Annotated in this window: 24 protein-coding genes and 2 pseudogenes; 19 read left to right on the forward strand and 7 right to left on the reverse strand. The window is 33.1% G+C overall.

The genetic code is table 11. The features are described 5' to 3' along the window. Positions 1-51: 51 nt before the first annotated feature. The 6 genes from ACXY7N_RS11380 (at position 52) to ACXY7N_RS11405 (ending at position 5,443) form a co-directional block, all read left to right on the forward strand. Positions 52-777, forward strand: a complete 726-nt coding sequence (locus tag ACXY7N_RS11380; RefSeq protein ID WP_016087034.1) for an ABC transporter ATP-binding protein — start codon at positions 52-54, stop codon at positions 775-777. Then, a complete protein-coding gene (locus ACXY7N_RS11385) occupies positions 770-2,428 on the forward strand; it encodes a putative ABC transporter permease subunit (RefSeq protein ID WP_488592411.1) in 1,659 nt (552 codons plus the stop codon). Before ACXY7N_RS11380 ends, ACXY7N_RS11385 begins: the two co-directional genes overlap by 8 nt. 56 nt (positions 2,429-2,484) lie before the next feature. Then, on the forward strand, positions 2,485-3,243 hold the full coding sequence (locus ACXY7N_RS11390; RefSeq protein ID WP_016087036.1) for an SDR family oxidoreductase: 759 nt from the start codon (positions 2,485-2,487) through the stop codon (positions 3,241-3,243). Between the two features lie 112 nt (positions 3,244-3,355). Beyond that, entirely contained in the window at positions 3,356-3,478 is a 123-nt protein-coding gene (locus ACXY7N_RS11395; RefSeq protein ID WP_016087037.1) for a hypothetical protein, read from the forward strand. A 103-nt stretch (positions 3,479-3,581) separates the two neighbouring features. After that, positions 3,582-4,292, forward strand: a complete 711-nt coding sequence (locus ACXY7N_RS11400; protein WP_016087038.1) for a hypothetical protein — start codon at positions 3,582-3,584, stop codon at positions 4,290-4,292. 92 nt (positions 4,293-4,384) lie between these two features. Further along, on the forward strand, positions 4,385-5,443 hold the full coding sequence (locus tag ACXY7N_RS11405) for a pyruvate kinase (protein WP_016087039.1): 1,059 nt from the start codon (positions 4,385-4,387) through the stop codon (positions 5,441-5,443). A 50-nt stretch (positions 5,444-5,493) separates the two neighbouring features. On the opposite strand, the gene ACXY7N_RS11410 is transcribed toward ACXY7N_RS11405, so the two are convergent. Both ACXY7N_RS11410 and ACXY7N_RS11415 read right to left on the reverse strand, forming a co-directional pair. Beyond that, a complete protein-coding gene (locus tag ACXY7N_RS11410) occupies positions 5,494-5,775 on the reverse strand; it encodes a DUF1292 domain-containing protein (protein WP_098413156.1) in 282 nt (93 codons plus the stop codon). A gap of 245 nt (positions 5,776-6,020) precedes the next feature. Beyond that, a complete protein-coding gene (locus tag ACXY7N_RS11415) occupies positions 6,021-6,896 on the reverse strand; it encodes a LysR family transcriptional regulator (RefSeq protein WP_016087041.1) in 876 nt (291 codons plus the stop codon). Between the two features lie 138 nt (positions 6,897-7,034). Here ACXY7N_RS11415 and ACXY7N_RS11420 point away from each other — a divergent pair, with 138 nt between their 5' ends. Next, the gene (locus ACXY7N_RS11420) at positions 7,035-7,703 is read left to right on the forward strand and encodes a YczE/YyaS/YitT family protein (protein WP_033659731.1); all 669 of its coding nucleotides are present in this window, start codon (positions 7,035-7,037) and stop codon (positions 7,701-7,703) included. Between the two features lie 167 nt (positions 7,704-7,870). Here the strand turns inward: ACXY7N_RS11420 and ACXY7N_RS11425 are convergent, their stop codons facing one another. Then, positions 7,871-8,182 (reverse strand): hypothetical protein, encoded by a 312-nt coding sequence (locus ACXY7N_RS11425; RefSeq protein ID WP_016087043.1) that lies wholly within the window; start codon positions 8,180-8,182, stop codon positions 7,871-7,873. A 161-nt stretch (positions 8,183-8,343) separates the two neighbouring features. After that, on the reverse strand, positions 8,344-9,621 hold the full coding sequence (locus ACXY7N_RS11430) for a histidine--tRNA ligase (RefSeq protein ID WP_016087044.1): 1,278 nt from the start codon (positions 9,619-9,621) through the stop codon (positions 8,344-8,346). A gap of 345 nt (positions 9,622-9,966) precedes the next feature. On the opposite strand from ACXY7N_RS11430, the gene ybaK reads away from it, so the two are divergent. From ybaK to ACXY7N_RS11445, 3 genes are all read left to right on the forward strand, one after another. After that, entirely contained in the window at positions 9,967-10,443 is a 477-nt protein-coding gene (ybaK, locus tag ACXY7N_RS11435; RefSeq protein WP_016087045.1) for a Cys-tRNA(Pro) deacylase, read from the forward strand. A gap of 586 nt (positions 10,444-11,029) precedes the next feature. Next, complete coding sequence (locus ACXY7N_RS11440) at positions 11,030-11,227, forward strand: hypothetical protein (protein ID WP_002096482.1); 198 nt, start codon at positions 11,030-11,032, stop codon at positions 11,225-11,227. 155 nt (positions 11,228-11,382) lie between these two features. After that, positions 11,383-11,685: a hypothetical protein gene (locus ACXY7N_RS11445; protein ID WP_016087046.1), complete on the forward strand. Its 303-nt coding sequence runs from the start codon at positions 11,383-11,385 to the stop codon at positions 11,683-11,685. Between the two features lie 334 nt (positions 11,686-12,019). Here the strand turns inward: ACXY7N_RS11445 and ACXY7N_RS11450 are convergent, their stop codons facing one another. Continuing rightward, the gene (locus ACXY7N_RS11450; RefSeq protein ID WP_000749684.1) at positions 12,020-12,412 is read right to left on the reverse strand and encodes a RidA family protein; all 393 of its coding nucleotides are present in this window, start codon (positions 12,410-12,412) and stop codon (positions 12,020-12,022) included. Between the two features lie 662 nt (positions 12,413-13,074). On the opposite strand from ACXY7N_RS11450, the pseudogene ACXY7N_RS11455 reads away from it, so the two are divergent. The 3 genes and pseudogenes from ACXY7N_RS11455 to ACXY7N_RS11465 all read left to right on the forward strand — a co-directional run. Further along, positions 13,075-13,325 (forward strand): annotated as a pseudogene (locus ACXY7N_RS11455) (Tn3 family transposase); the annotation flags it as partial. A 428-nt stretch (positions 13,326-13,753) separates the two neighbouring features. Next, the gene (locus ACXY7N_RS11460) at positions 13,754-14,032 is read left to right on the forward strand and encodes an AbrB/MazE/SpoVT family DNA-binding domain-containing protein (RefSeq protein WP_016087048.1); all 279 of its coding nucleotides are present in this window, start codon (positions 13,754-13,756) and stop codon (positions 14,030-14,032) included. Positions 14,033-14,380: 348 nt separating this feature from the next. After that, a pseudogene (locus ACXY7N_RS11465) lies at positions 14,381-14,485 on the forward strand (recombinase family protein); the annotation flags it as partial. Positions 14,486-14,784: 299 nt separating this feature from the next. Here ACXY7N_RS11465 and ACXY7N_RS11470 read toward each other — a convergent pair. Next, positions 14,785-15,084, reverse strand: a complete 300-nt coding sequence (locus tag ACXY7N_RS11470) for a hypothetical protein (RefSeq protein ID WP_016087049.1) — start codon at positions 15,082-15,084, stop codon at positions 14,785-14,787. Positions 15,085-15,634: 550 nt separating this feature from the next. Here ACXY7N_RS11470 and ACXY7N_RS11475 point away from each other — a divergent pair. From ACXY7N_RS11475 to ACXY7N_RS11495, 5 genes are all read left to right on the forward strand, one after another. Continuing rightward, positions 15,635-16,543, forward strand: a complete 909-nt coding sequence (locus tag ACXY7N_RS11475) for an acyl-ACP desaturase (protein WP_016087050.1) — start codon at positions 15,635-15,637, stop codon at positions 16,541-16,543. 216 nt (positions 16,544-16,759) lie between these two features. Continuing rightward, on the forward strand, positions 16,760-17,221 hold the full coding sequence (locus tag ACXY7N_RS11480; protein WP_016087051.1) for a CarD family transcriptional regulator: 462 nt from the start codon (positions 16,760-16,762) through the stop codon (positions 17,219-17,221). Positions 17,222-17,769: 548 nt separating this feature from the next. Beyond that, on the forward strand, positions 17,770-17,916 hold the full coding sequence (locus ACXY7N_RS11485) for a BC1881 family protein (RefSeq protein WP_000738554.1): 147 nt from the start codon (positions 17,770-17,772) through the stop codon (positions 17,914-17,916). Between the two features lie 287 nt (positions 17,917-18,203). Beyond that, positions 18,204-18,437: a hypothetical protein gene (locus tag ACXY7N_RS11490; protein ID WP_000340028.1), complete on the forward strand. Its 234-nt coding sequence runs from the start codon at positions 18,204-18,206 to the stop codon at positions 18,435-18,437. Between the two features lie 238 nt (positions 18,438-18,675). Continuing rightward, positions 18,676-18,909: a YuzF family protein gene (locus tag ACXY7N_RS11495; RefSeq protein WP_000122224.1), complete on the forward strand. Its 234-nt coding sequence runs from the start codon at positions 18,676-18,678 to the stop codon at positions 18,907-18,909. Positions 18,910-18,976: 67 nt separating this feature from the next. Here the strand turns inward: ACXY7N_RS11495 and ACXY7N_RS11500 are convergent, their stop codons facing one another. Further along, a complete protein-coding gene (locus ACXY7N_RS11500) occupies positions 18,977-19,252 on the reverse strand; it encodes a hypothetical protein (protein WP_001087721.1) in 276 nt (91 codons plus the stop codon). Positions 19,253-19,971: 719 nt separating this feature from the next. Between ACXY7N_RS11500 and ACXY7N_RS11505 the strand changes: the two genes are divergently transcribed. Next, positions 19,972-21,096 (forward strand): helix-turn-helix domain-containing protein, encoded by a 1,125-nt coding sequence (locus ACXY7N_RS11505; protein ID WP_488592412.1) that lies wholly within the window; start codon positions 19,972-19,974, stop codon positions 21,094-21,096. Positions 21,097-21,107: the final 11 nt, after the last annotated feature.

A 21,107-nucleotide genomic window follows, 5' to 3' on the forward strand; every position in this document is an offset into this window, starting at 1 on the left:
TGCTATAATATCAATATAGTTATTTGGTAATTAAGGAAAGGATTGGATGGAATGATTGAAATTACGAATGTGTCAAAAAGTTATAATGGGTCTAGCTATGCAGTAAAAGATTTAAGTTTATCTGTGCCTAGCGGAGAAATTTTTGGATTTTTAGGGCCGAATGGTGCTGGTAAATCAACGACAATTAAGATGATTACTGGTATTCATGGAGTGGACAAAGGGACGATTACGATTAACGGTAAAGATATTATGAAAAATCCGATGGAAGCGAAAAGGACGTTTGGTTATGTTCCAGATAGCCCAGATATGTTTTTGCGATTAAAGGGAATTGAATATTTAAACTTTATGGCAGATATGTATGAAGTGCCGAAAGAAGTACGCCAAGAACGAATCGAGTCTTTAGCGAAGAAATTTGATCTGTATAATGCCCTATCGGATCAAATTCAAAGTTACTCGCACGGTATGAGACAAAAAATCGTTATTATTGGTGTGCTCGTGCATGAGCCAGATGTATGGATTTTAGATGAACCGTTAACGGGGCTTGATCCGAAATCCGCATATATTTTAAAAGAAATGATGAGAGAACATGCGGATAAAGGAAAGATTGTATTTTTCTCTACACACGTATTAGAGGTGGCAGAAAAAATATGTGACCGCGTCGCGATTATTAATAAGGGAAATCTTCAGTTTAAAGGGAATTTAGGTGAAATGAGAGATCATTTTAAATCCAATGAATCACTTGAAAAAATGTTCTTGGAGATGACGGGCAATGAGTAAAATTTGGACGTTAACGAAAGTATTATTGAAATTAAATTATGCAGATTTCATAACAGATAAGAAGAAGCGATGGGCGTATGTCTTTTCATTTGCAGCCATTTTATTTGTCGGCTTTTTAATATTTGGTTCGATGACGCACGGAATGTATGAAGGTATGAAACATTTGGGGCAAGATCCAGGAATGATTATCGCAATGGGACTTGCGATTGCGAGTATATGGGTATTTTTAATGAGTATAACGAACATTTTAACTGTATTTTACTATAGTAATGACATTGAAATGTTATTGCCGTTACCATTGAAACCAGCGCAGATTATTTCGGCAAAGTTTCTAACGGTATTAATTACACAATACGTAATGAGTTCATTTATTTTATTACCAATCTTTATTACGTACGGGTTAAAAAGTAGTGCATTTATTACATATTACATATACATGATTTTTATTTACTTACTCTTCCCGATTGTGCCGTTAGTATTAGCTTCATTACTGATGACAGTTATTATGAGGTATACAAATATAGCGAAAAATAAAGACCGAGGCAATATATTTATTGGAATCGTAAGTATACTATTTATTGTAGGAATTAATGTATTTTTACAGTGGAAAAATAAAAGTTCGTTTTCTGAAGATGCACTTACGAATTATCTTGCGAGCAACGAATCTTCTCTTTTAGTACAAATGACAAATTATTTTCCAACTACATATTTTGGAGCAGTGGCGTTAGTAGAAAATGCAAATTGGAAGGGACCTTTATACGTAATAATCTTTGCACTTATTTCATTTGTATTCTTTGTGTTGTTTTATTACATTGCAGAGCGTACATATTTAAAAGGGGTTATTGGACTTTCAACGAGTACAGCAAAAAAAGAGGTCATTTCAGCAGAAGGTTTACAGAAATCAACGGTACAAAGTTCACATTTGAAAGCGTATGTGAAAAAGGAATTTAAAACGTTATTCCGTACACCACAATTTTTCTTAAATTGTATTGTACAAACTTTCGTTATGCCGATTATGTTATTCTTTGTTTTATTCGTGCAAGATGGAAATTTAAAGTGGATCACAGGGTATATTGATAACCCAAAATCAGTAGGACTTGCAATTGGCGTTGGCCTTTGTGCTTCTCTATTTTTAATGGGAAGTAACGTCATTGCAACAACTTCATTTTCACGAGATGGAAGTTCATGGTTTGTGAATCGTTATTTACCAGTAAAGGCTTCAGATATCTTTTTTGCGAAAGCGATAACGGCTTGGTTAATTAATGTGATCATTTTAGCAGTATTCGGTATTACGATGGCAGTTGTAGCGGGGATATCTCCAGTATTTATGGTACTTTGGTTCTTACTAAGTGCGAACGGTTTATTGCTAATCAATTTAATCGGTACACGCTGGGATGCACAAACTGCCGATATACATTGGGATACAGAACAGAAATTATTTAAAAGCCGCTATACAACATTGTGGAATTTTTTAGCTAATATTTTAATAGCTTTAGTTATTGTAGCGGGAGTAAGTCTATTATACTTCTTCCTTCAAGTAGGACTGTGGGTTATGTTTATCGTTTTATTTGTAATGTTTACGATTGTAAATTATATCTTCATTAAAATTTTAAAATTAGGTGCAGAACGTATATTGTCAAATATTGAATAAAAAGATAGATCCTCTGTATTCGTACAGGGGATTTATCCATAGATGGAGGAGAAAAGGTGAAGAAAATAGCAATTGTAACAGGGGCAACTCGTCTGAATGGAATTGGTGCAGCTGTATGCAAGGTGCTTGCTCAAAAAGGGATAGACATTTTTTTCACGTACTGGTCTCAGTATGATAAAGCGATGCCGTGGGGAATGCATGATAAAGAGCCCTTTTTGTTGAAAGAGGAGATTGAAAGTTACGGTGTTCGATGTGAAATGGCAGAAATCAATTTATCGCAGTCGTATTCGCCAAATCGTTTGTTTTATATGGTCTCAGAACGGTTAGGTGATCCATCTATTTTAATTAATAATGCAGCGTATGCTACTCATACGAGAATTGAGGAATTAAATGTAGAACAGATAGATAAACATTATACAGTAAATATTCGCGCTACTATGTTATTAAGTTCATTATTTATAAAACATTATGCACTGAAAACGAGTGGAAGTATTATTAACCTTACTTCAGGACAGTCATTAGGGCCAATGCCTGATGAACTAGCATACGCAGCAACGAAAGGAGCAATTGAAGCATTTTCAAAATCAGTAGCACCAGTTGCGATGGAGAAGGGGATTACAGTGAATGCTGTAGATCCAGGACCGACGAATACAGGATGGATTACAGAGGAGTTACAGCACCATTTAGTATGGAAGTTCCCGCAGGGTAGAGTTGGAGAACCGGTGGATGCAGCACGCTTAATTTCTTTTTTAGTAAGTGAAGAGGCAAAATGGATTACTGGGCAAGTCATTCATTCGAATGGTGGTTACTCATAAATATATTATGTTAACAAATGTTGAGAAACAAAAAAATGAAAGAAAATTTTATTTTTTTATATAAATAAAATGTCAAGAAAGATAAAAATTTGATAGGAGAGTATATCGTCATATGAAGATTGTAATTCTTCATGTGACAATATACTCTTTTTCTTTTACAACAGAGAAGAAAAATGAAGTAGAAGAAACTCGAATATTCAAACCAGTTTATCAGTTTTTGTACGTATTATTATGAAGATTACTGTCGGAAAGATGGTGATTCATGTGAAAAGGGATTTTTTAAGAGAAAATCGAATCGTAAAGGGGAGGATAAATAAAGTAAACATAGGGGGATTTATATGAAAATGAAAAAGGTCGCTATCGCATCGATAACAATTGGTACAATGCTTACTATGGCAGCTTGTAGTCCTTCAGCAGATAAAGAGACAGAAAAGAAAGAGCAAGTAACAGCGCAAAATGAAGGAGAATCAAAAACGACAAGTGCAGATGAGACGTCAAAAACAACGAAAGATACTGACAAAGAAACAAAGACTTCTTCAAATGAAAAAACAGATAAAGATGCAAAAAATACGAAAGAATCATCAGGAACAGAAAGTAACGGTAAAACAACAACGCAAAACGAAAATGTGAAAACAAAAGAAAAGGAAACGACAGGAAAAACGAATGACGAAACGACTAGCGGAAAAACAACAGATCAAAGTACAAGTACAAACTCAAACGGAAAAACAACGAAAGATCCGAAGAAAAGTGTAGCTGTGAAAACAAATGTTAAAGAAGTTGCTGCATTAATTGATAGCTTAGACAAGCAATTAGCTGCAAATCCGAAATTAGAAACAGTAAATAAACTTGGTAAACAAATTAATGAAAAGTGGGATGTAATTGAGAAAGAGTTAGAAGCATCTCACCCAGCTGAATATAAAACAATCGGACAAAGTATGTATCCGTTAATTGTAGGAGCGGAGAAAGAAAAGATTGATGTTACTAAAATGAAGTCGTTAACGACGAAAACGAAAAAAGATTTAAATCAGTTATTAACGAAACTTTCGTAGTTTCAAAAGCCTACTTGTGTGAGTAGGCTTTTTTATGTTGAGAGTGTAAGTAAAGTTTATGGGAATCCTAACGAAAAAGGAGGGTCACAAAAATGACAATCGATCGAATTTGTACAATTGGACCAGCAAGCAATAATAAAGAAACATTAGCACAGTTAATAAAGAACGGTATGAAAATTGTTCGGCTAAATTTATCACATGGCACGCATGAAAGTCATAAAGACATCATTCGTTTAGTGAAATCTTTAGATGACTCTATTAAATTTTTGGGTGATGTACAAGGTCCTAAAATAAGATTAGGTGAAATGAACGGAGAACAAATTACACTTCAGGCGGAAGAGTCTTTTATTTTACATACACAACCAGTTACAGGGAGCAATACGGAAGCAAGTGTTGATTATGAAGGAATCGCGAATGATGTGAAAGTAGACAGTAGAATTTTGATTAATGATGGAGAAGTTGAATTAATTGTTGAAAAGGTTAGTAAGGAAAAAATAGAAACAAAGGTTAAAACAGGTGGTAATATCTCATCACATAAAGGGGTGAACTTACCAGGGGCAATCGTTAGTTTACCGGCTCTTACAGAGAAAGATAAAAAAGATATTCAGTTTCTTTTAGAAGAGGATGTTGATTTTATCGCATGTTCTTTTGTAAGAAAACCTAGCCATATAAAAGAAATACGAGATTTTATAAAACAGTATACAGAAACGTCACCTAATTTAATTGCCAAAATAGAAACGATGGAAGCGATCGAGAATTTTCAAGATATATGTAAAGAAGCAGACGGAATTATGATTGCAAGGGGCGATTTAGGAGTAGAGTTGCCGTATCAATTTATTCCGCTCTTGCAGAAAATGATAATTCAGGAATGTAATCGAACGAATACATATGTCATTACAGCAACACAAATGCTTCAATCTATGGTAGATCATGCTATTCCAACAAGAGCGGAGGTAACGGATGTGTTTCAAGCTGTACTGGACGGAACGAATGCCGTTATGCTTTCTGCTGAAAGTGCATCAGGAGAACATCCGATTGAAAGTGTAAGAACATTACGTCTCGTTTCTGAATTCGCTGAACATGTGAAAAAAGACGGTCCTTTTGTGATGAAAGATGTACTGCAATTACTGCATGAATCTCTGGATGAGTAATGAAACACACGAGGGCGGATATGCATCCGCCCTCGTGTGTTTCATTCATATTATTCTTGCTCTTGCTCGTCCAAAATTTTATCAAAAGCAGCAGATACTTTATCAAACTCTTCATCATTTTCAATGTATGAAAACTCATTATCTTCTTCTACTTTTAAAAAGAAAATATCAATGTCTTCCTCAGATTCTGTTTGAATGTCTTCTACGAAGGCAACTGCAATATATTCTGCGCCTTCAACATCCATCGCTCCGAGTACTTCTACTTCCTGATCCTCATTATTCTCATCACTGAGAGTAAACACTTCGCCAACTTCAATATCAGACATATTCATTCTCCTCCTGTTCGACTCTAAAGAATAGAGTGCTCAAACTGCATACATACTAACATATCTTTCCATGAAAAATCAATTTCATACATTAGAAAAACAACTGATTCTTCAATAGAATAAGTATTTAGCTAGAAGGAGTTTTATTTGTGAGTGCTATAATATGAAATTCATTCTCTCCATAGCTTGTCTTGTTATATCTCACAGTAACTACCTGATGGTGTGGGTTATTAATCATTTGTTTACATCTTCTAATCAACGATTTCCCAAAATAGAGTTGCTGCTGTGGAGATTCGTTGATTTTTTAATTTTACTATTACAGGCTCGAGATGGAAATCAAATTGTTCCAATTCCAAAAGAGTTGTATGTGCTAAAAATGGTGATGTATAATCCATTTTTGGAATAATGGATAAGCCGAGTCCTTTACTAACAAGTGCTACAACCATACTTATATCTTTACACTCGATAATAATATTTGGCTGGACTTTGTATGTATCAAACGCTTTGAGTAAGTTTTCATTGAAGGAGAGTCCTTCCATTGCTCCGAGCATAATGAATGGGAACTGTGTAATCTTTTCAATTGTCACGTGTTGTGATGGAAATGATGGTGCCCAACTTGCAGGGATAATTACAGCGATTGGTTGTTTTTTTAATAATTTCAGCTCATAGTGTTCACTAGTGCCTAATCGTAAAAGTAGGGCAATATCAATTTCTCTTTGTTCTAGTTTTTTTAATAATTCTTCTGAATTTCCTGTTACTATATTTATTTTAACATTAGGGTATTGTGTTCTAAACGTACTAACATAGTCAACGAGCATATTTGAACATGTAGAAGATACACCGATGCTTACTGTCCCGCCTATACCTTGTTCAATTTCTAGAATTTGCTGCTTTATATCTTGCACTTGCATTAGCATTTGTGTGGCATATTCGTATAGTATTTCACCGGTTTCTGTAAGCTCCCATTTTTGACGATATCGATGAATTAAAGTTGTGCCAAGATCAGTTTCGAGCTTTTTTAATAATTGACTAAGTGGTGGTTGCGCGATATGAAGCACTTCTGCTGCTTTAGAAATACTTCCTTGTTTCACAATTTCTTTAAAGTAATATAATTGCCTGAAATCCATTGTATCTCTCCATTATATGTTTTTTCATATGATTAGTTTATCATATATATATTTTTCATATGTTGAAATTGACGTTATATTTAATTGTATAGCTATAGTCTTTATATAAATAATGTTAACTAGGAAGTGGGAGATAGTATGAATCATTGGAACAGAACCTTGAGGCGCATCCTCATGTATGTGCTCGGGTTATTTTTTATGTCAATTGGTATTAGCATGTCGATTCAAGCAGGATTTGGTGTATCGCCTGTGTCATCATTAGCCTATGCAAGTACGCTAACGATTGGTTTGTCAGTTGGTGTGACAATGGCGCTTGCAAATGTTTTATACATTATTATTCAAGTCATATTAAGTAAAAGAATGGAGTTCAATGAATTTATAAGTCAATTCATTATTTCGTTTTTATTTGGGTTCTTCATGGATGCAACGCTCTTCCTTGTACAACTTTTCCCTACGCCTGAAACGATCTTTGCTCGAAGTGTATATTTAATTGTTAGTTTATTTGTTATAGCGGTCGGTTTAATGGGCTATACAACAGCGAAATTACCATTAATGCCGTATGATGCGTTAACGTATGCAATTAGTGAAAAATTTAATTTGAAATTTGGTAAAGCAAAAATTTTGAGCGATTTAATAAACATTTGTGTAGCTGGTACAATCTGTATAGTTTTTATTCAATCTTTAGGCTCAATCGGAATTGGTACACTCATTGCCGCCTATTGTATCGGCAAAATTTTAGGGTGGATGATACCGTATTATCAACCAACTCTTCACGGGTGGGTATTTAAAGCAGAGAAGGCTGCTTAGACTATATACTTCAAATCTCTAAAAGGTGATATTGATAAATCTATGTTCTTATCAATGAAAAAACGCAATTCTTTCTATGAAATTATAGGGAAGAATTGCGTTATATATTATCGCTGTGACCAAAAGAGTGATTTGTTGAAAAACATGTACTTCTAATTTTTATTTCGCTATGAATCACAAACTTGTTTTTTATTTGTGGATATGGCGTCTAATAAAAGGAAAATAGCTGCTATCATATGTAGAACGATGTCTATATAAGGGAAAAAGGCAACTAGAGTAACGATAATACCTATAAAATGAGCGTACGTATTCATGTCTTCTTTTTTAGCTAATAGTATTGTAATGATATGTAAAGTAATCACTGTAAACGGTGGTATCCCATACAAGTCAACTAATCCTGGAGTTAAATAATAACAAGGAATTAGTATAAGGTGGGAGATACCTGTAGTCCACTTTAGTGCTTTTATGAAAGCTTTCAAAGTTATTCCTCCTAAAATGATTTTTATCTATATATTACCAAATATAACAGGTGATTGGATATTATATATTTGTAGATTATAGTAGAATGTAATTTTTTTATGTTAACTAATTATTGGTTATCTATAAAATAGAAAAACCACCCAAACGAGGGTGGTTTGTATTATAAATAACTACTTAAAGAAGAAAGGGAGACTTTCATCTCACTACCTTCCTTCATATTCCGCAGCATAACGGTTTCTGTACTAAGTTCTTCTTCCCCAATAATAAGCACATAAGGGATATTCTCTTTATTTGCGTAATTAAGGGCACGTTTTAGTTTGCGTCCTGCAAGTTCGAGTTCGACTTTTAAGGAAGTTGTATTGCGTAATTGCTGGGCAATTTGCAAGCATTGTAATTCTGTCCCGAGTGGGATGATAAATACATCCGCTGTAGATGATATCGTTTCTTTCTGTGATAGTGCTGTATAAATAACGTCTAAACCGAATGAAATACCGACTGTTGGATAGTTCATATTATCACCACGGAATGCTCCGATAATGTTATCGTATCGACCGCCGCTACCGATGCTGGATGTAATTGAGCCATCTTTTAAAAAGATTTCATACACAGTACCTGTATACATTGTAAGTCCACGCGCTAAAAACGGATTGAATATAGCATTTTCATTTATTCCAAGGGCGATTAAATATTGCTGTAATTGTTGTAATTCGTTTACGCCATCGATAACGAGTGGAGTATTGAAAGCTTCTTTAAAGTCAGCAATTGTAAGCTTTAGACAAGATAAAACAGTATTACATATCGTATCAGCCATTTCTTCAGAAATTCCGCGCTCTAATACATCTTTTCGTACACCATCAATCCCAATCTTTTCGATTTTGTCTAATGATAAAATGACGTCACTCGTTCGTTCAGTAGGGATGTTAATGGACTCGAGAATGCCGTTTAATAATTTTCGGTTATTATATTGGATCGTTACTTCTAAGTTTAACGTTCGGAACAGTTCAAACGCCATGCTCATAAGTTCAGCTTCTGCCATGACAGACTCAACACCGACTATATCAACATCGCATTGTATAAACTCACGAAATCTCCCTTGTTTAATTGGCCCATCTCGAAATACTTTCCCAATTTCATACCGTTTAAAAGGAAGGCGGATGTTCGGATTCATTGCCACAACTTTTGCGAATGGTATAGTTAAATCGTAACGTAACGCAAGATCGCGTTTTCCTTGATCCTGAAGTGTATATATTTCTTTTAAAATTTCATCACCGCCGCCGTACTTGTATGACATAAGTTCATACATATTTAACGTTGGTGTTTCTAACGGTTTACAACCATAACGTTCAAACGTATCTTCACACGCTCTTTTCATTTTATTTCGCAACACTTGTTCCTCTGGTAAATAGTCTTTCGTTCCTTTTACATTTTTCATTTCCATTGTAATCACTCCTTTTTTAAATTAAAAAAAGCTATGCAGGTATAAAAATACCCACATAGCTTTATGAACGCTTCGTGGGTCAACAGGAAAAGCCCTGTACCCACGAAGAAAAATTTTTCTCCGGATACACGGCGTTACGTATGATGATGAAGTTGGAAAGAAGCATTAAAATTTCGCATTACAAATCTCTCCTTAACATAAGTTTTTCCAAATTATATCAGATGATTTTTGAATTATCAATATTTTTAGTTTTGAAATATAAGTGAAGTTATGTAGGAGAAATGGAAAAGGGTGTATAATAAAAGAAAACTTAATAATATGAAATAACCTTTTAAGGAGATCATTATGAAAAAAGATAAAACAAATGCGATGCGAATACTAGATAAAGAAAAAATTGAATATTCGATGATGTCATATGATTCAAACGATGGGAAAATCGATGGCGTATCAGTAGCCGAGAAAATTGGGCGAGAAGTGAGAGAAGTATATAAAACGTTAATCGCTCAAGGAAATAGTAAAAATTATCATGTGTTTATCATCCCGGTAGATGAGGAACTGAATTTAAAAGCTGCCGCAAAAGCGGTCAGTGAAAAGAAGATTGAAATGATTCCTGTAAAAGATATTACGAAAGTATCAGGATATATTCGAGGTGGTTGTTCACCAGTCGGAATGAAGAAGTTATTTTCTACATGTATTGACGAGAGTGCTCAAAATCTTGAAATGATCATAGTGAGCGGCGGGAGAATTGGTATACAAATTGAGCTGAAAGTGGATGACTTGGCGAAAGTGACGAGAGCGCAGTTTGGTGAAATAACGAAATAATGATACATAGGAAAAGAAGTTCTAGTTTTATTGAATTTAGATAATAATTTATAGGATAGTTAGTCCATTATGGGGCTGATTGTCCTTTTTATTTACAAACTGAATAAAGATTGAATGTTCAGTTTGAGATAAGCATGTAACCTGAATCGTTTGTTTGGCTTTGGGAGGGGGGACAAAGCCTCGGTGCGATGACTTTAAATAAACAAGCAGAGTTACTCTTAAAGATAGACAAGTGACGGGAGAGTGTTTAATGGGGGTTCAAGAAATACCCATAAGAAAGCACGTATGGGGGACCAGTATTTTGGGGAAATCCTACGCTAAGAGTATGCAAGATTTTATACAGTTTTTTAGCTAATCCAGTAACAAACAAGAACACTAAAACCGCGTTAGGATAGGAATGTATAAAAAATGTATAGATTCATAGAACTAAGAAAGAAGATGCCCTTGTGAGAGCAGGGTTCTCTTTTTTCCTTGCTACTGATAATGAGACGTTATGTTAACCTCACATGTATAGAATATACAAGAAAAACACGATACATCACTTTTTATAAATGGTATAATAAGGAAAAAGAGAGGTGAAAAACTAATGGACGACTCTATGTTTGCGTTTCGAGTTGTTTTCAATGCACTGACATCATTCTTTTCCAACGGGGTCTGGGTCGTTTTGTTCTTCTTCTTGTTAAATAAAACGTATGAAAACAAAACTTTCAAAACAGCATCGAGTATTATTACTGTTGTTGTCTTAGTATTTTATTTGTTTTATTGCATTCGGAATAGCATGTAATGCCTTTCTTTGAATAAGGTAGGGAAATCCCCCAGTATCCAAGACTAAATTTTACCCATACATCATTTTTTGGATCTAGCTCTTGAAGATAAAAACTATTTAATTTTCAAGGAACAGTTATTAACTTAAAACTTATTATACGAGGAGGGTGTATCATGAAAAAAATATGCTTTGTATTAATTGTCGACGCTGGTATAAATTATGGTTCAATATTTTCTCTACCATTTTTAAGGAATCAGGATGATTTGAAGGAATGTTTTTCTAAGTATTATGATGTTTCAATTAATTATATTAGGGATAAAAACTCAGTTGACTATTTGGTAGTTCCCAAACCGTGTCCACCTTTTGATAATGAAAATAATCTTCCAATAATTGAAGTACCAGCAATCTTATTTATGGAAAAGGATTTTGAAAAAATAAAGACTTATATAGACAATTATTTTTCTAATAACTCATAAAGAAAATAAAAGTACAGTAAAAAGAAGTCCAATAAAAAACGAGTGGCGTAGAATATTTCTATTAATCATTCGTTTTTTATTATATTTACATATATTTTTTAAAAGAGGATTATAGACGTTCTGAAAAAAATTAATTATAACAAGAACAGTGTTCGTGCTACTAGGGGTAGCACCAACATTTCGCGAATTTCGTACGCTAAGCAAAATTTCATAAAGAAAAAGCCGATTTCCTGTACGCTAGGGACTCGACTTTTTTAGATTGATATATTTGACTAAAACTCCCGATAATACAATAAGATTCATCATATAATTAATTATTGTTTATCAAGAGAAATTAAATAATTTCCTTACATGCCCAAGCGTCTACCTCTACTTTAAATACAGGAGCTGCTAATGCCACCACATAAATCATAGTAGTACAAGGGAGATGTTCACCTAGAAAATCTCCAATAATTTTTCTTCTCTTATCTGCATTAAAATCACCTACTAAATAAAATACCATCTTAGTTAAATCTTCTACGTTCATATTAGCAGCCACAAGATTTCTTCTAATATTATCTAGAGCTAATTGTAACTGTTCCAATGGATCCTCTGGAACCATTCCATCTATTTCCATGCCTAATTGACCTGATAATGTGAGCCATTTATTAGGACCCGTTACTTCTATTTGATGGACATATGGTGCTACTGGTTTATGTACTGTTTCGGGATTTCGAGATTTCTTCAACTAGAATCATTCCTTTACTGAAATTTTATAATAATCTAAATTATTATATCAGTTTTCTGAGTAGGGTGTTAACCCGCCTTGTTAGTTGAATTATATTTCTTCATAATCTTTTTTTATAATATATTTATCCAATTAAGTTTCTCTAAAAGTACCGAAAACGAACGTTTAAGGAACACTATTTAGTTCTAATAAAACTGAAAGAAATACGGTCAAAAACCAGTTCCAAAACTCATTATCAAAAACAAAGTACCATAACAAACATTAAATGTCGTTTATGGTACTTTGTTAACGTACGGTAAAACCAAGTTTTTCAACTTAGAAATTCCTTAGCGTACGAAATTCGCGTTTTGTTATGGCAACTAAGTTTATTTTTATCGTTGTGGGGGGGCATCAAAATCTTAGGTTGATGGCTATATGGCGGTACCCTATGTACAGAACATCAAATAGATTTCGGCGATTCAGTGTGAAATGTTTAAAACGACAAAAAACTTGGAAGTAAGCAAATTATCGATTGGTATTCCACAGATTTCTTTTGGAGTGGTTTCAGCTGAAGTAGAGGTACATATGAATGAGCACGGTATCGCAGGGTGGATTTTCAAATATTTTGCGAATCCACCCTGTGATAATTTTTTGAGCATTTCATGTTCTGTTTTTACTTTGTAATTTCTGATATGAAATTACGTGAACAAATTATAGCTAGTACAAATAAAGTAGAAGCCTATAATGTTTTTTCAAAATGTTGTAGATATCACTATGATTTTATGGCAACTAAAAAATGAAGGTTATCGCTTTTCACGCCAAGATTTTGGAAACGCTAAATCCTTATATAACAAGACATATAAAACGCTTTGGGGATTATGTGATTGATTTACAGAAGATCACTCAACCAATAGAAAAAACAATCCCTCTATAAGCCTAATGGGGCATGGTTTGGAAATAAAAGTGAGTATATGAATTATTTTTGTACGTATCTAGGCTGTGCCCCTAATTGAATCACGGGCTGTGATTATGAATAATTCTCAAACGTTGAAGAGTGCTTAAGAGACATTTGAATCATTGGAATAATGAATCCTTTTATAAAATTTTGTAGTATAGAATAACTAATTCCAATTATTTTGATGAAATCAAATTTTTTTACTAGGTTCTAATTAAACTTTCTTTTAAATCTACAGCATGTAGAACGGGAGAAGGACGTATTTCCTTTCAGCAAAGTTTTAAAGAATTTTTTGTTATAATCATTAGTTTTTGGATCGTTATGTTTCTCATGTATGGCGAAATCTTGTTACAATAGTCAAGAATAGCTTGGGTACAAATTGATAATGAAATGGGGAAAGATGCTAGATGAAAGCAACCGGAGTAACTAGAAAAGTAGATGAATTAGGGCGTGTAGTAATTCCAAAGGAACTTAGAAATACGCTTGGTATTAAAGAAAAATCACCATTAGAGATTTTTGTAGAAGGGGAAGACATTGTTTTACAGAAGTATCAGCCTGGTGGTGTTTGTGCATTAACAGGAGAAGTGTCAAATCATAACATAGCATTAGCAAATGGTAAGATAGCATTAAGTCCAGAAGGTGCAGAATTATTAATAAAAGAAATAGAACAATACCTTGTAAAATAAGAGGCTCCTTTCAAGGGGCTTTTTTAATATAGGAAATATAAAACTTAATGTACCTTGATATTCAATAAAAATGATATATATATAATCAATAGTCTGAATTTAATCTTATGTTGAGTTAATCCGTTAAATAGATACTGTATTGTTTGTTTTGAAAAGATTAGCAAATAAGTTAGTGCCAGATGCTGAATTATAGGAAAAAAAGAAAAAGGACGCTTAGCTTTAAGAGACTAAACGCCAAAATGAATAGATAAAATATAAGTACATAGAGGGGAGAGTGATTCCCCGACTCATTATAAGTATATCATAGAATCAGGTTATAAAGAAAAATAAATGACAATTAGGCTTGTTAAATGGAAAAGCGGAGAAATAACAGCTACTATGTTTATGCAAATGTTAGAGCTAAAGAAAAACACGTTTTACAAAATAATGAAGGAATATGAGGAAATAAAGTAGCATCTCTCCTATGAGAAATCCTACTTTTTCTCTGGTTGTAAGAATCTTGAAGTTTTTGTATCAGAATAGTATTGTGTATATCGAAAAAAATAAAAGACAACTCTAATTAAGAGTTGTCTTTTTGTGTAATAAAATCCCCAAAATATGAAGATATACAAACGAATATAATACGTTATGGTTGATATTATAACAAAACCGAAGAGTATTGAGAATAAAAAGAATGGTGTAATGAGTTTTTAAGGTTTTAGTTAAAAAAGTCTCGAAAATAAACCTTTTATAAAGGTTTCCTTTAAATATGATTATTGTATTTCGAGGGGGTCATTATAAATCTTAGCTATATATTTTACAAAATCAATGACGGGATAGTGTATGAGTGAACGATGCTGCGTAAAACGAACCCCTGCTTTTTCCATTTTCGAAATGAGTTGTTCAACTTCCAACTCTTTTTGTTGTATTCTATTATAATTTTGATATACAATGTTTTTCCATTGATAGGAAGAGCCGTGAAAATAACTCTCTCCTTTTACCATGTGACTAAATATAATTTCTATTTTTTCTCTGCGTTGTTTTTCCTTCATATGCGCTTCCGTTGACTGCATGTTTATCGCCTCTTCCCTTTGTGTTGTATACCGTTTCACAAAATTTGGTCTAATTCATCCATAGCCAATGTACATTGATCTTGTTGGGAATTGTCTTTTAAGGCTATCTAATCAACTATATTTGTTTTTCAAGCGCTTAATCTAATATATTGGATTTTACATCTAAATAAGCTGATAGTGTGTATAAAACACTATCAAACTTTATTATAAAACGATTCTTTATAGGCGTGCACCTTTTTACACTCACCAAGATTTACAACATGACGAGAATCTTCATCCATGAATGTTATTCTGTATTTACTGAGGTTAGTTTTTTAAGGCTAACTAACATATTGTATGCCTCAGTATCTATTTTATAAAAAAGAAAATATATGTAACGGTCCCCCTTTTGATATAAAAAAATCCTATAAAAATATAGCGCTCTTAAAGAATTTTGTTACAAATTTATTATGTTTGACTTTAAAAAAGGAACGTAATATTTATTTGTAGAAAATTTTAAGAGTAAAAATAGAATGAATATTTATATGATAAGAAAAGGGGGCACTTATAGATGCTAACAAATGATTTAGATTTCCGATTAGAACCACGTTTAAAAGAACTGTATGAACAGCATAAAATAAGAGCGCAGAAGATAGACTGGGGTTATCATGAGTTTTTACCATGGGATAAGGGAATGGACTTTAAAAGAGTTCCTTGGGATGAAAGTCAAGTTACTCTTCCTTCTGGTGTAATTACGGCCATTGAAACAGCTTTATTAACAGAAGTGAATTTACCATGGTTTACAACGTATTTATCTGCGACTTTTAAAGGTTCCCTTTCTGTTATTACAGACTTTATTCATACTTGGACCTCAGAAGAGGATCAACATTCAAATTTATTGGAGACATATTTACTACTCACTCGAAGTGTGAACCCTAAACGGATACATGAATTAAGAAAATCAGTCGTTGAGGGTGGATTTGAGCCTGATTTTCATACACCAATTGAAGCCATGACATATACGACACTACAAGAACTTGCAACGATGGTGTTTTACAATAATGTTGCTAAGGTTGCAAGTAAGCATGATCCAGATCTTGCTACATTATTACGCCGTCTTGCAAAAGATGAAACTCTTCATTATGCGTTTTATCGAGACGTGATTCGAACACATTTAGAATTGGAACCTAATTATTGCTATCATATTGCCAATGTGATTAAGAATTTTAAAATGCCAGGTGCCGTCATGCCTGATTTTGAAAATAGAATGGCTGTGATTGCAAAAGAAGCGAATTATGGACCACTACAATATTTTGATCAAGTACTTGATGTAGTGGTTGATTATTGGGGGTTAAAAGACTTACGACCAATTGCACCTTTAGCTGAAAAAGCAAGAATTGAGATTTTGGAATACCACAAAAGATTGAAAAAAATACGTGATCGATTTGGTCGTTTTCAAGGGAAAACTGATCTACGTTAATGAGTAGAGATTTCACAATATAAGCGGGGTAATTCTCTTCCCTTTATGGGAAATCTGACACACTCCCTATTGTTTTTGGGATGTTTTTTACTTAATTTAATTTTTTGTTAAAAAGTTGTTGACGATAAAAATAATTTTATGATATTATAAAATATTTGATAAAAAATAACGTATGTGTTAAGGTTAAGAAGGTTACCATATATGGAGGTGAATTATATGTTTCAAATTGGCGATAACATTGTTTATCCAATGCACGGAGCAGGTATAATTGAAGCCATAGAAGAAAAAGAATTCTCAGGAAAAAAACAACAGTATTATGTTATAAAAATGTCAATCAGTAATATGCAAGTCATGATTCCTATGGGTAAAATACTAAGTTCGAGTATACGCCCAGTTACTGATATACTTGCATTAAAACACATTATACACATTTTTCAGCATGGAAAATCAGATAAATTATTGCCGTGGAAACAAAGGTATAAAGTGAACACGGACAAAATAAAAACGGGTGAAATACAAGATGGTGCTGAAGTTGTACGTGATTTAATGCGTATGAAGAAAGAAAAGGCACTGAATACAAGCGAAAAAAAAATGTTGGATAACGCACATGAATTTTTGATTAGTGAACTAGGATTAATTAAAGGGATCACTGAAAATCAAATAAAAAGTTTCTGTTAAGATTCATTATATATAATGTATTACATCCTCCGAAAATATCCTGAATTTTTCGGGAATATGATGATTATTAAAAGTAAATCATTTCAAAGACATTCAACTTCTTCAACTCACTTTTAGAGTAGGAACCTCTTTTGTTATTACTTCAATCTTATCCATTTTTATTTTTAAATTTCTTTTACGAACGTTCAAAGTTTCATCAAATAACTCGATTAAATAGTCACTTGATTTTTGCAATCCTGATTCACACTGGCACGGACAAGGATCCGTAAGGATGAGAGAGAGGTAGGGCTTTCATTGTTTTAGGTAATATATTATCTAAGTCATTATTTCTAGAAGAAAAAACAATTAATCTCACCGCTATCTCTTTAAGAGTTCCTTACATCTACTGAGACAGTGAATAGCAATTGTTTATCTTCTTTACGTAAAATTGATAAACGAACTGGTAACACCATATGGTCAACTACAAAAAATGGTTTCCAGACCAGGAAACCATTTTTAATCTTATTTACATAACAATAGTAAATGAAGCAGTAAGAAGGGGTGCACACATGAAAAAAATGTTAACAAAAGAATTAAGTAATGAATTAAGGAAGCGAGAAGGGATTATTTCTATTACAGTTGAGCCTTATGAAAAAATCGAAGTTGGTGGAATTCGTGTAGATGGACCAGCTGTGATTCTAATTAATCAAGAATAGCTAAAAATAGCTGAATGAACGAAGAAAAGGATCAGCCTTTACGAGAAGGGCAGATCCTTTTTGTTTGCTACAGCTAATATGGGATATACGTAACTTTTATCTGATGTGTTGGAAGGAGAGGGTCGGGATTATCATGGTGGAAAGCTTAATATTGGTAGGATTTCTTTTTACGTTATATAAATTAGTTGATAAAAAAATAAACTAATTATTTAAAACGATATATTGTTTCCTTTTTAAGAGCAAGATTTATTTGAGAGTGAAACGGATAATTTAAAGGAGGAATTTAGATGGATGCAAGGAAAGAGCGCATAAAATACGAGAAGATATCAAAGAATTATGATCGTATTTATTCAGTTTCGTTTATCCTATTAATTATACTTGTTTGTAGTAGTGTGATTATCATAGGAGCTACAGGAGGAAAATATGGAGTGTATTTATTGTTAGCAATTTTACTTAATGCACGTATTACGAAAGAATCTCAAAAAAAGTATGAGCACTATTCTAATAAAGGGCGTATTTAAAATCATACATATCCTAAAAGGAACAACCTAGATGTACATTCAAAATATCCGCATATCATCATCTATTAACTAGTAAAAGTAACTTTATATAAATAATTTTTAGCAATTTAGAAATAGAAACCGTACCTTAATTAAAATGTTATTTCCGTTCCTATAATGAATTATCCTTCTAGCATATTTATAAGATTTATATCATATATTAGGAGAAAGAATGCAAATTAGAAAGGAGTCTTATAGAATGAGTTATTCGGAAGGAAATGACTTGAGTGAACAACATATGGTAAGTACACCTAATCCCTACGTATATCAGACATTACAATCAGTAATTGGTAAATATGTGGTTATTGAAACTGTAAGAGGTAATGTAAGAGGAAAGTTAAAGGATGTGAAACCAGATCATTTGCTTATTGAAGATACGGTACCGTATATTGTACGAATTCAACAAATTGTATGGATTATGCCAAAACAATGATTAAATTACATCTAATTTGATTTATAACAAATTGGTTTCATAGACGTCCAAATAAAAACACAGGATTTTATCTCTGTGTTTCTTCAAATTTTCTTTTTTGAATATATGCTTGAGCATGGATAATTTCTTGCTGAAGTTCTTTTAATTCTTCCGTAGATCCTGATTCAATCCCCATGTACGTAGTAACTAGACTAATCATCATATCCATCTTCTCTACTATATTTTGAATGACCTGTTCAGATTGTTCTTTTTTAGGGTGTTGTATTGCTATTAATACATTTTCTATATAATTGTTCTTTCTTTGCTGGATATCATAAATAAACTGTTTTGTGTTTGAGTTCATTTGTTTTCCCTCCGTTTTGGATATATTTTCATTCTATCATATTTGAATAGAAGATATTGAATGGGCCGTTCTTACTTGCAACATTCATCGGTCAAAGGGATTGTCACAAGTGATTTTGGTGAAGAAATCAATTATAAATGGTATGAAGTTAAGAGGTAGGTGAAAAGAGTGATTCTAAACCGAGTCACTCTTTTGTTGTATAATTTTTAAATCTTAATAGATTAAATGTATTGTAAAGAAGAACAAAGCGATAGTGAACGCAATAAATTTTTACCATTTTGTTTAGGAGATGTTACTGTGAAAACTATAGAAATTGAAATCCACCCCTAACGAAAAAAATGAGCTTTTTATTACAAATTAGCACAAAATTTCGTTCTGGGGGTAGTTGTATTTTGTTAGCTTGATAGCGATGTGGTGGGCCCCCTACTATGGGGTTTACTTTACTTCCAATAACGATAATTATGTAAACAAGCTGATCACTGGATTCTCATAAAAAACGGTGGTGAGATAAAATTTTTGATTTTGCAGCACTTCTAAATCTTAGCTAGATGGCTATATATCGGTACCCTACAATAAAAAGGCAGGAACATATCAAATATGTTCCTGCCTTTAATTTTAGACAGATGTTTCCTAACAGTTGATTTTGTTAACGAAAGTCGACTTTAAATCCATATTTTGTATAGAATATAGTACATATAATAAAAGTATGAGGTGATACAGTGAGAGAGATTCAGATTCATAAAATCATTGCGGATAAGAGAAAAGAAAAGGGAATTACACAGGAAGAGTTAGCGGCGTATATCGGTATTACGAAGGCATCTGTTTCCAAATGGGAGACGGGGCAGAGTTATCCGGATATTACATTTTTACCACTATTAGCATCGTACTTTAACATAAGTATTGATGAACTAATTAGTTATACACCACAAATGGAGCAGGAAGATATTAAAAATTTATATCATCGACTAGCGGAAGCTTTTAGTGAAGAACCGTTTGATGAAGTAATGATAGAGTGCAGAGAAATAATTAAAAAATATTATTCTTGTTTTCCATTATTACTTCAAATGGGACTACTTTTTATTAACCACCATACGTTAACTGAGGATACGGATAAAAGAATTGAAATTTTAGAAGAAGCAATGTATCTCTTTAGCAGGGTGCAAGAAGAAAGTGATGATGTATCTCTTGTGAAAGAGGCGGTATCGTTTCAAGCAACTTGCTATCTTATACTCAATAGACCAAATGAGGTGCTTCAATTACTTGGCGAAACGATACGTCCTAACTTTCCAGAGGAAGATCTAATCGCACAGGCGTATCAAATGCTTGGGAATGCTGAAAAGGCGAATGAAATGATGCAAATTAGTATGTACCAACATTTAATACAACTCGTTGCGACAATACCGAATTATGTAATATTAAATGCCTCAAGCGCTGAAAAGGTAGAGGTAATTTTAAATAGAGCTTTTATGTTAATAGACGTGTATGAAATAGAAAAACTACATCCTAATATGACTTTAAAAGTATACTATGCTGCTGCACAAGTATATTGCATGCAAGGGAATTTTGAAAGAGCATTAGAAATGTTGCAGAAATACGCAACAGTTTGTGCAGCTAGTTTCACAGTAAATAGTCTGCATTTACACGGCGATTCCTATTTTGATGCGATTGATGAATGGTTTGCAGAATTTCCGCTCGGCGCTAAAACGGTTAGAAATGAAGAAATTATAAAAAAGAGCATGTTACAAAGTATTGCAGAGAATCCAGTTTTCACTCCGATGAAAGATATAAGAGAGTATAAAAATATAATAGTGAGTTTGAAATTTAAATTAGATATAAAAGAATAGAGGGAGGAAAA

It is taken from the genome of Bacillus sp. 5w2, assembly GCF_054353775.1.

Bases quoted from the DNA above. Each gene is read 5' to 3' on its own strand.
- ACXY7N_RS11380 (WP_016087034.1), top strand. From the start codon at position 52: ATGATTGAAATTACGAATGTGTCAAAAAGTTATAATGGGTCTAGCTAT.
- ACXY7N_RS11385 (WP_488592411.1), top strand. From the start codon at position 770: ATGAGTAAAATTTGGACGTTAACGAAAGTATTATTGAAATTAAATTAT.
- ACXY7N_RS11395 (WP_016087037.1), top strand. From the start codon at position 3,356: ATGAAGATTGTAATTCTTCATGTGACAATATACTCTTTTTCTTTTACA.
- ACXY7N_RS11400 (WP_016087038.1), top strand. From the start codon at position 3,582: ATGAAAATGAAAAAGGTCGCTATCGCATCGATAACAATTGGTACAATG.
- ACXY7N_RS11405 (WP_016087039.1), top strand. From the start codon at position 4,385: ATGACAATCGATCGAATTTGTACAATTGGACCAGCAAGCAATAATAAA.
- ACXY7N_RS11410 (WP_098413156.1), bottom strand. From the start codon at position 5,775: ATGAATATGTCTGATATTGAAGTTGGCGAAGTGTTTACTCTCAGTGAT.
- ACXY7N_RS11415 (WP_016087041.1), bottom strand. From the start codon at position 6,896: ATGGATTTCAGGCAATTATATTACTTTAAAGAAATTGTGAAACAAGGA.
- ACXY7N_RS11420 (WP_033659731.1), top strand. From the start codon at position 7,035: ATGAATCATTGGAACAGAACCTTGAGGCGCATCCTCATGTATGTGCTC.
- ACXY7N_RS11430 (WP_016087044.1), bottom strand. From the start codon at position 9,621: ATGGAAATGAAAAATGTAAAAGGAACGAAAGACTATTTACCAGAGGAA.
- ybaK (WP_016087045.1), top strand. From the start codon at position 9,967: ATGAAAAAAGATAAAACAAATGCGATGCGAATACTAGATAAAGAAAAA.
- ACXY7N_RS11440 (WP_002096482.1), top strand. From the start codon at position 11,030: ATGGACGACTCTATGTTTGCGTTTCGAGTTGTTTTCAATGCACTGACA.
- ACXY7N_RS11445 (WP_016087046.1), top strand. From the start codon at position 11,383: ATGAAAAAAATATGCTTTGTATTAATTGTCGACGCTGGTATAAATTAT.
- ACXY7N_RS11460 (WP_016087048.1), top strand. From the start codon at position 13,754: ATGAAAGCAACCGGAGTAACTAGAAAAGTAGATGAATTAGGGCGTGTA.
- ACXY7N_RS11470 (WP_016087049.1), bottom strand. From the start codon at position 15,084: ATGCAGTCAACGGAAGCGCATATGAAGGAAAAACAACGCAGAGAAAAA.
- ACXY7N_RS11475 (WP_016087050.1), top strand. From the start codon at position 15,635: ATGCTAACAAATGATTTAGATTTCCGATTAGAACCACGTTTAAAAGAA.
- ACXY7N_RS11480 (WP_016087051.1), top strand. From the start codon at position 16,760: ATGTTTCAAATTGGCGATAACATTGTTTATCCAATGCACGGAGCAGGT.
- ACXY7N_RS11485 (WP_000738554.1), top strand. From the start codon at position 17,770: ATGAAAAAAATGTTAACAAAAGAATTAAGTAATGAATTAAGGAAGCGA.
- ACXY7N_RS11490 (WP_000340028.1), top strand. From the start codon at position 18,204: ATGGATGCAAGGAAAGAGCGCATAAAATACGAGAAGATATCAAAGAAT.
- ACXY7N_RS11495 (WP_000122224.1), top strand. From the start codon at position 18,676: ATGAGTTATTCGGAAGGAAATGACTTGAGTGAACAACATATGGTAAGT.
- ACXY7N_RS11500 (WP_001087721.1), bottom strand. From the start codon at position 19,252: ATGAACTCAAACACAAAACAGTTTATTTATGATATCCAGCAAAGAAAG.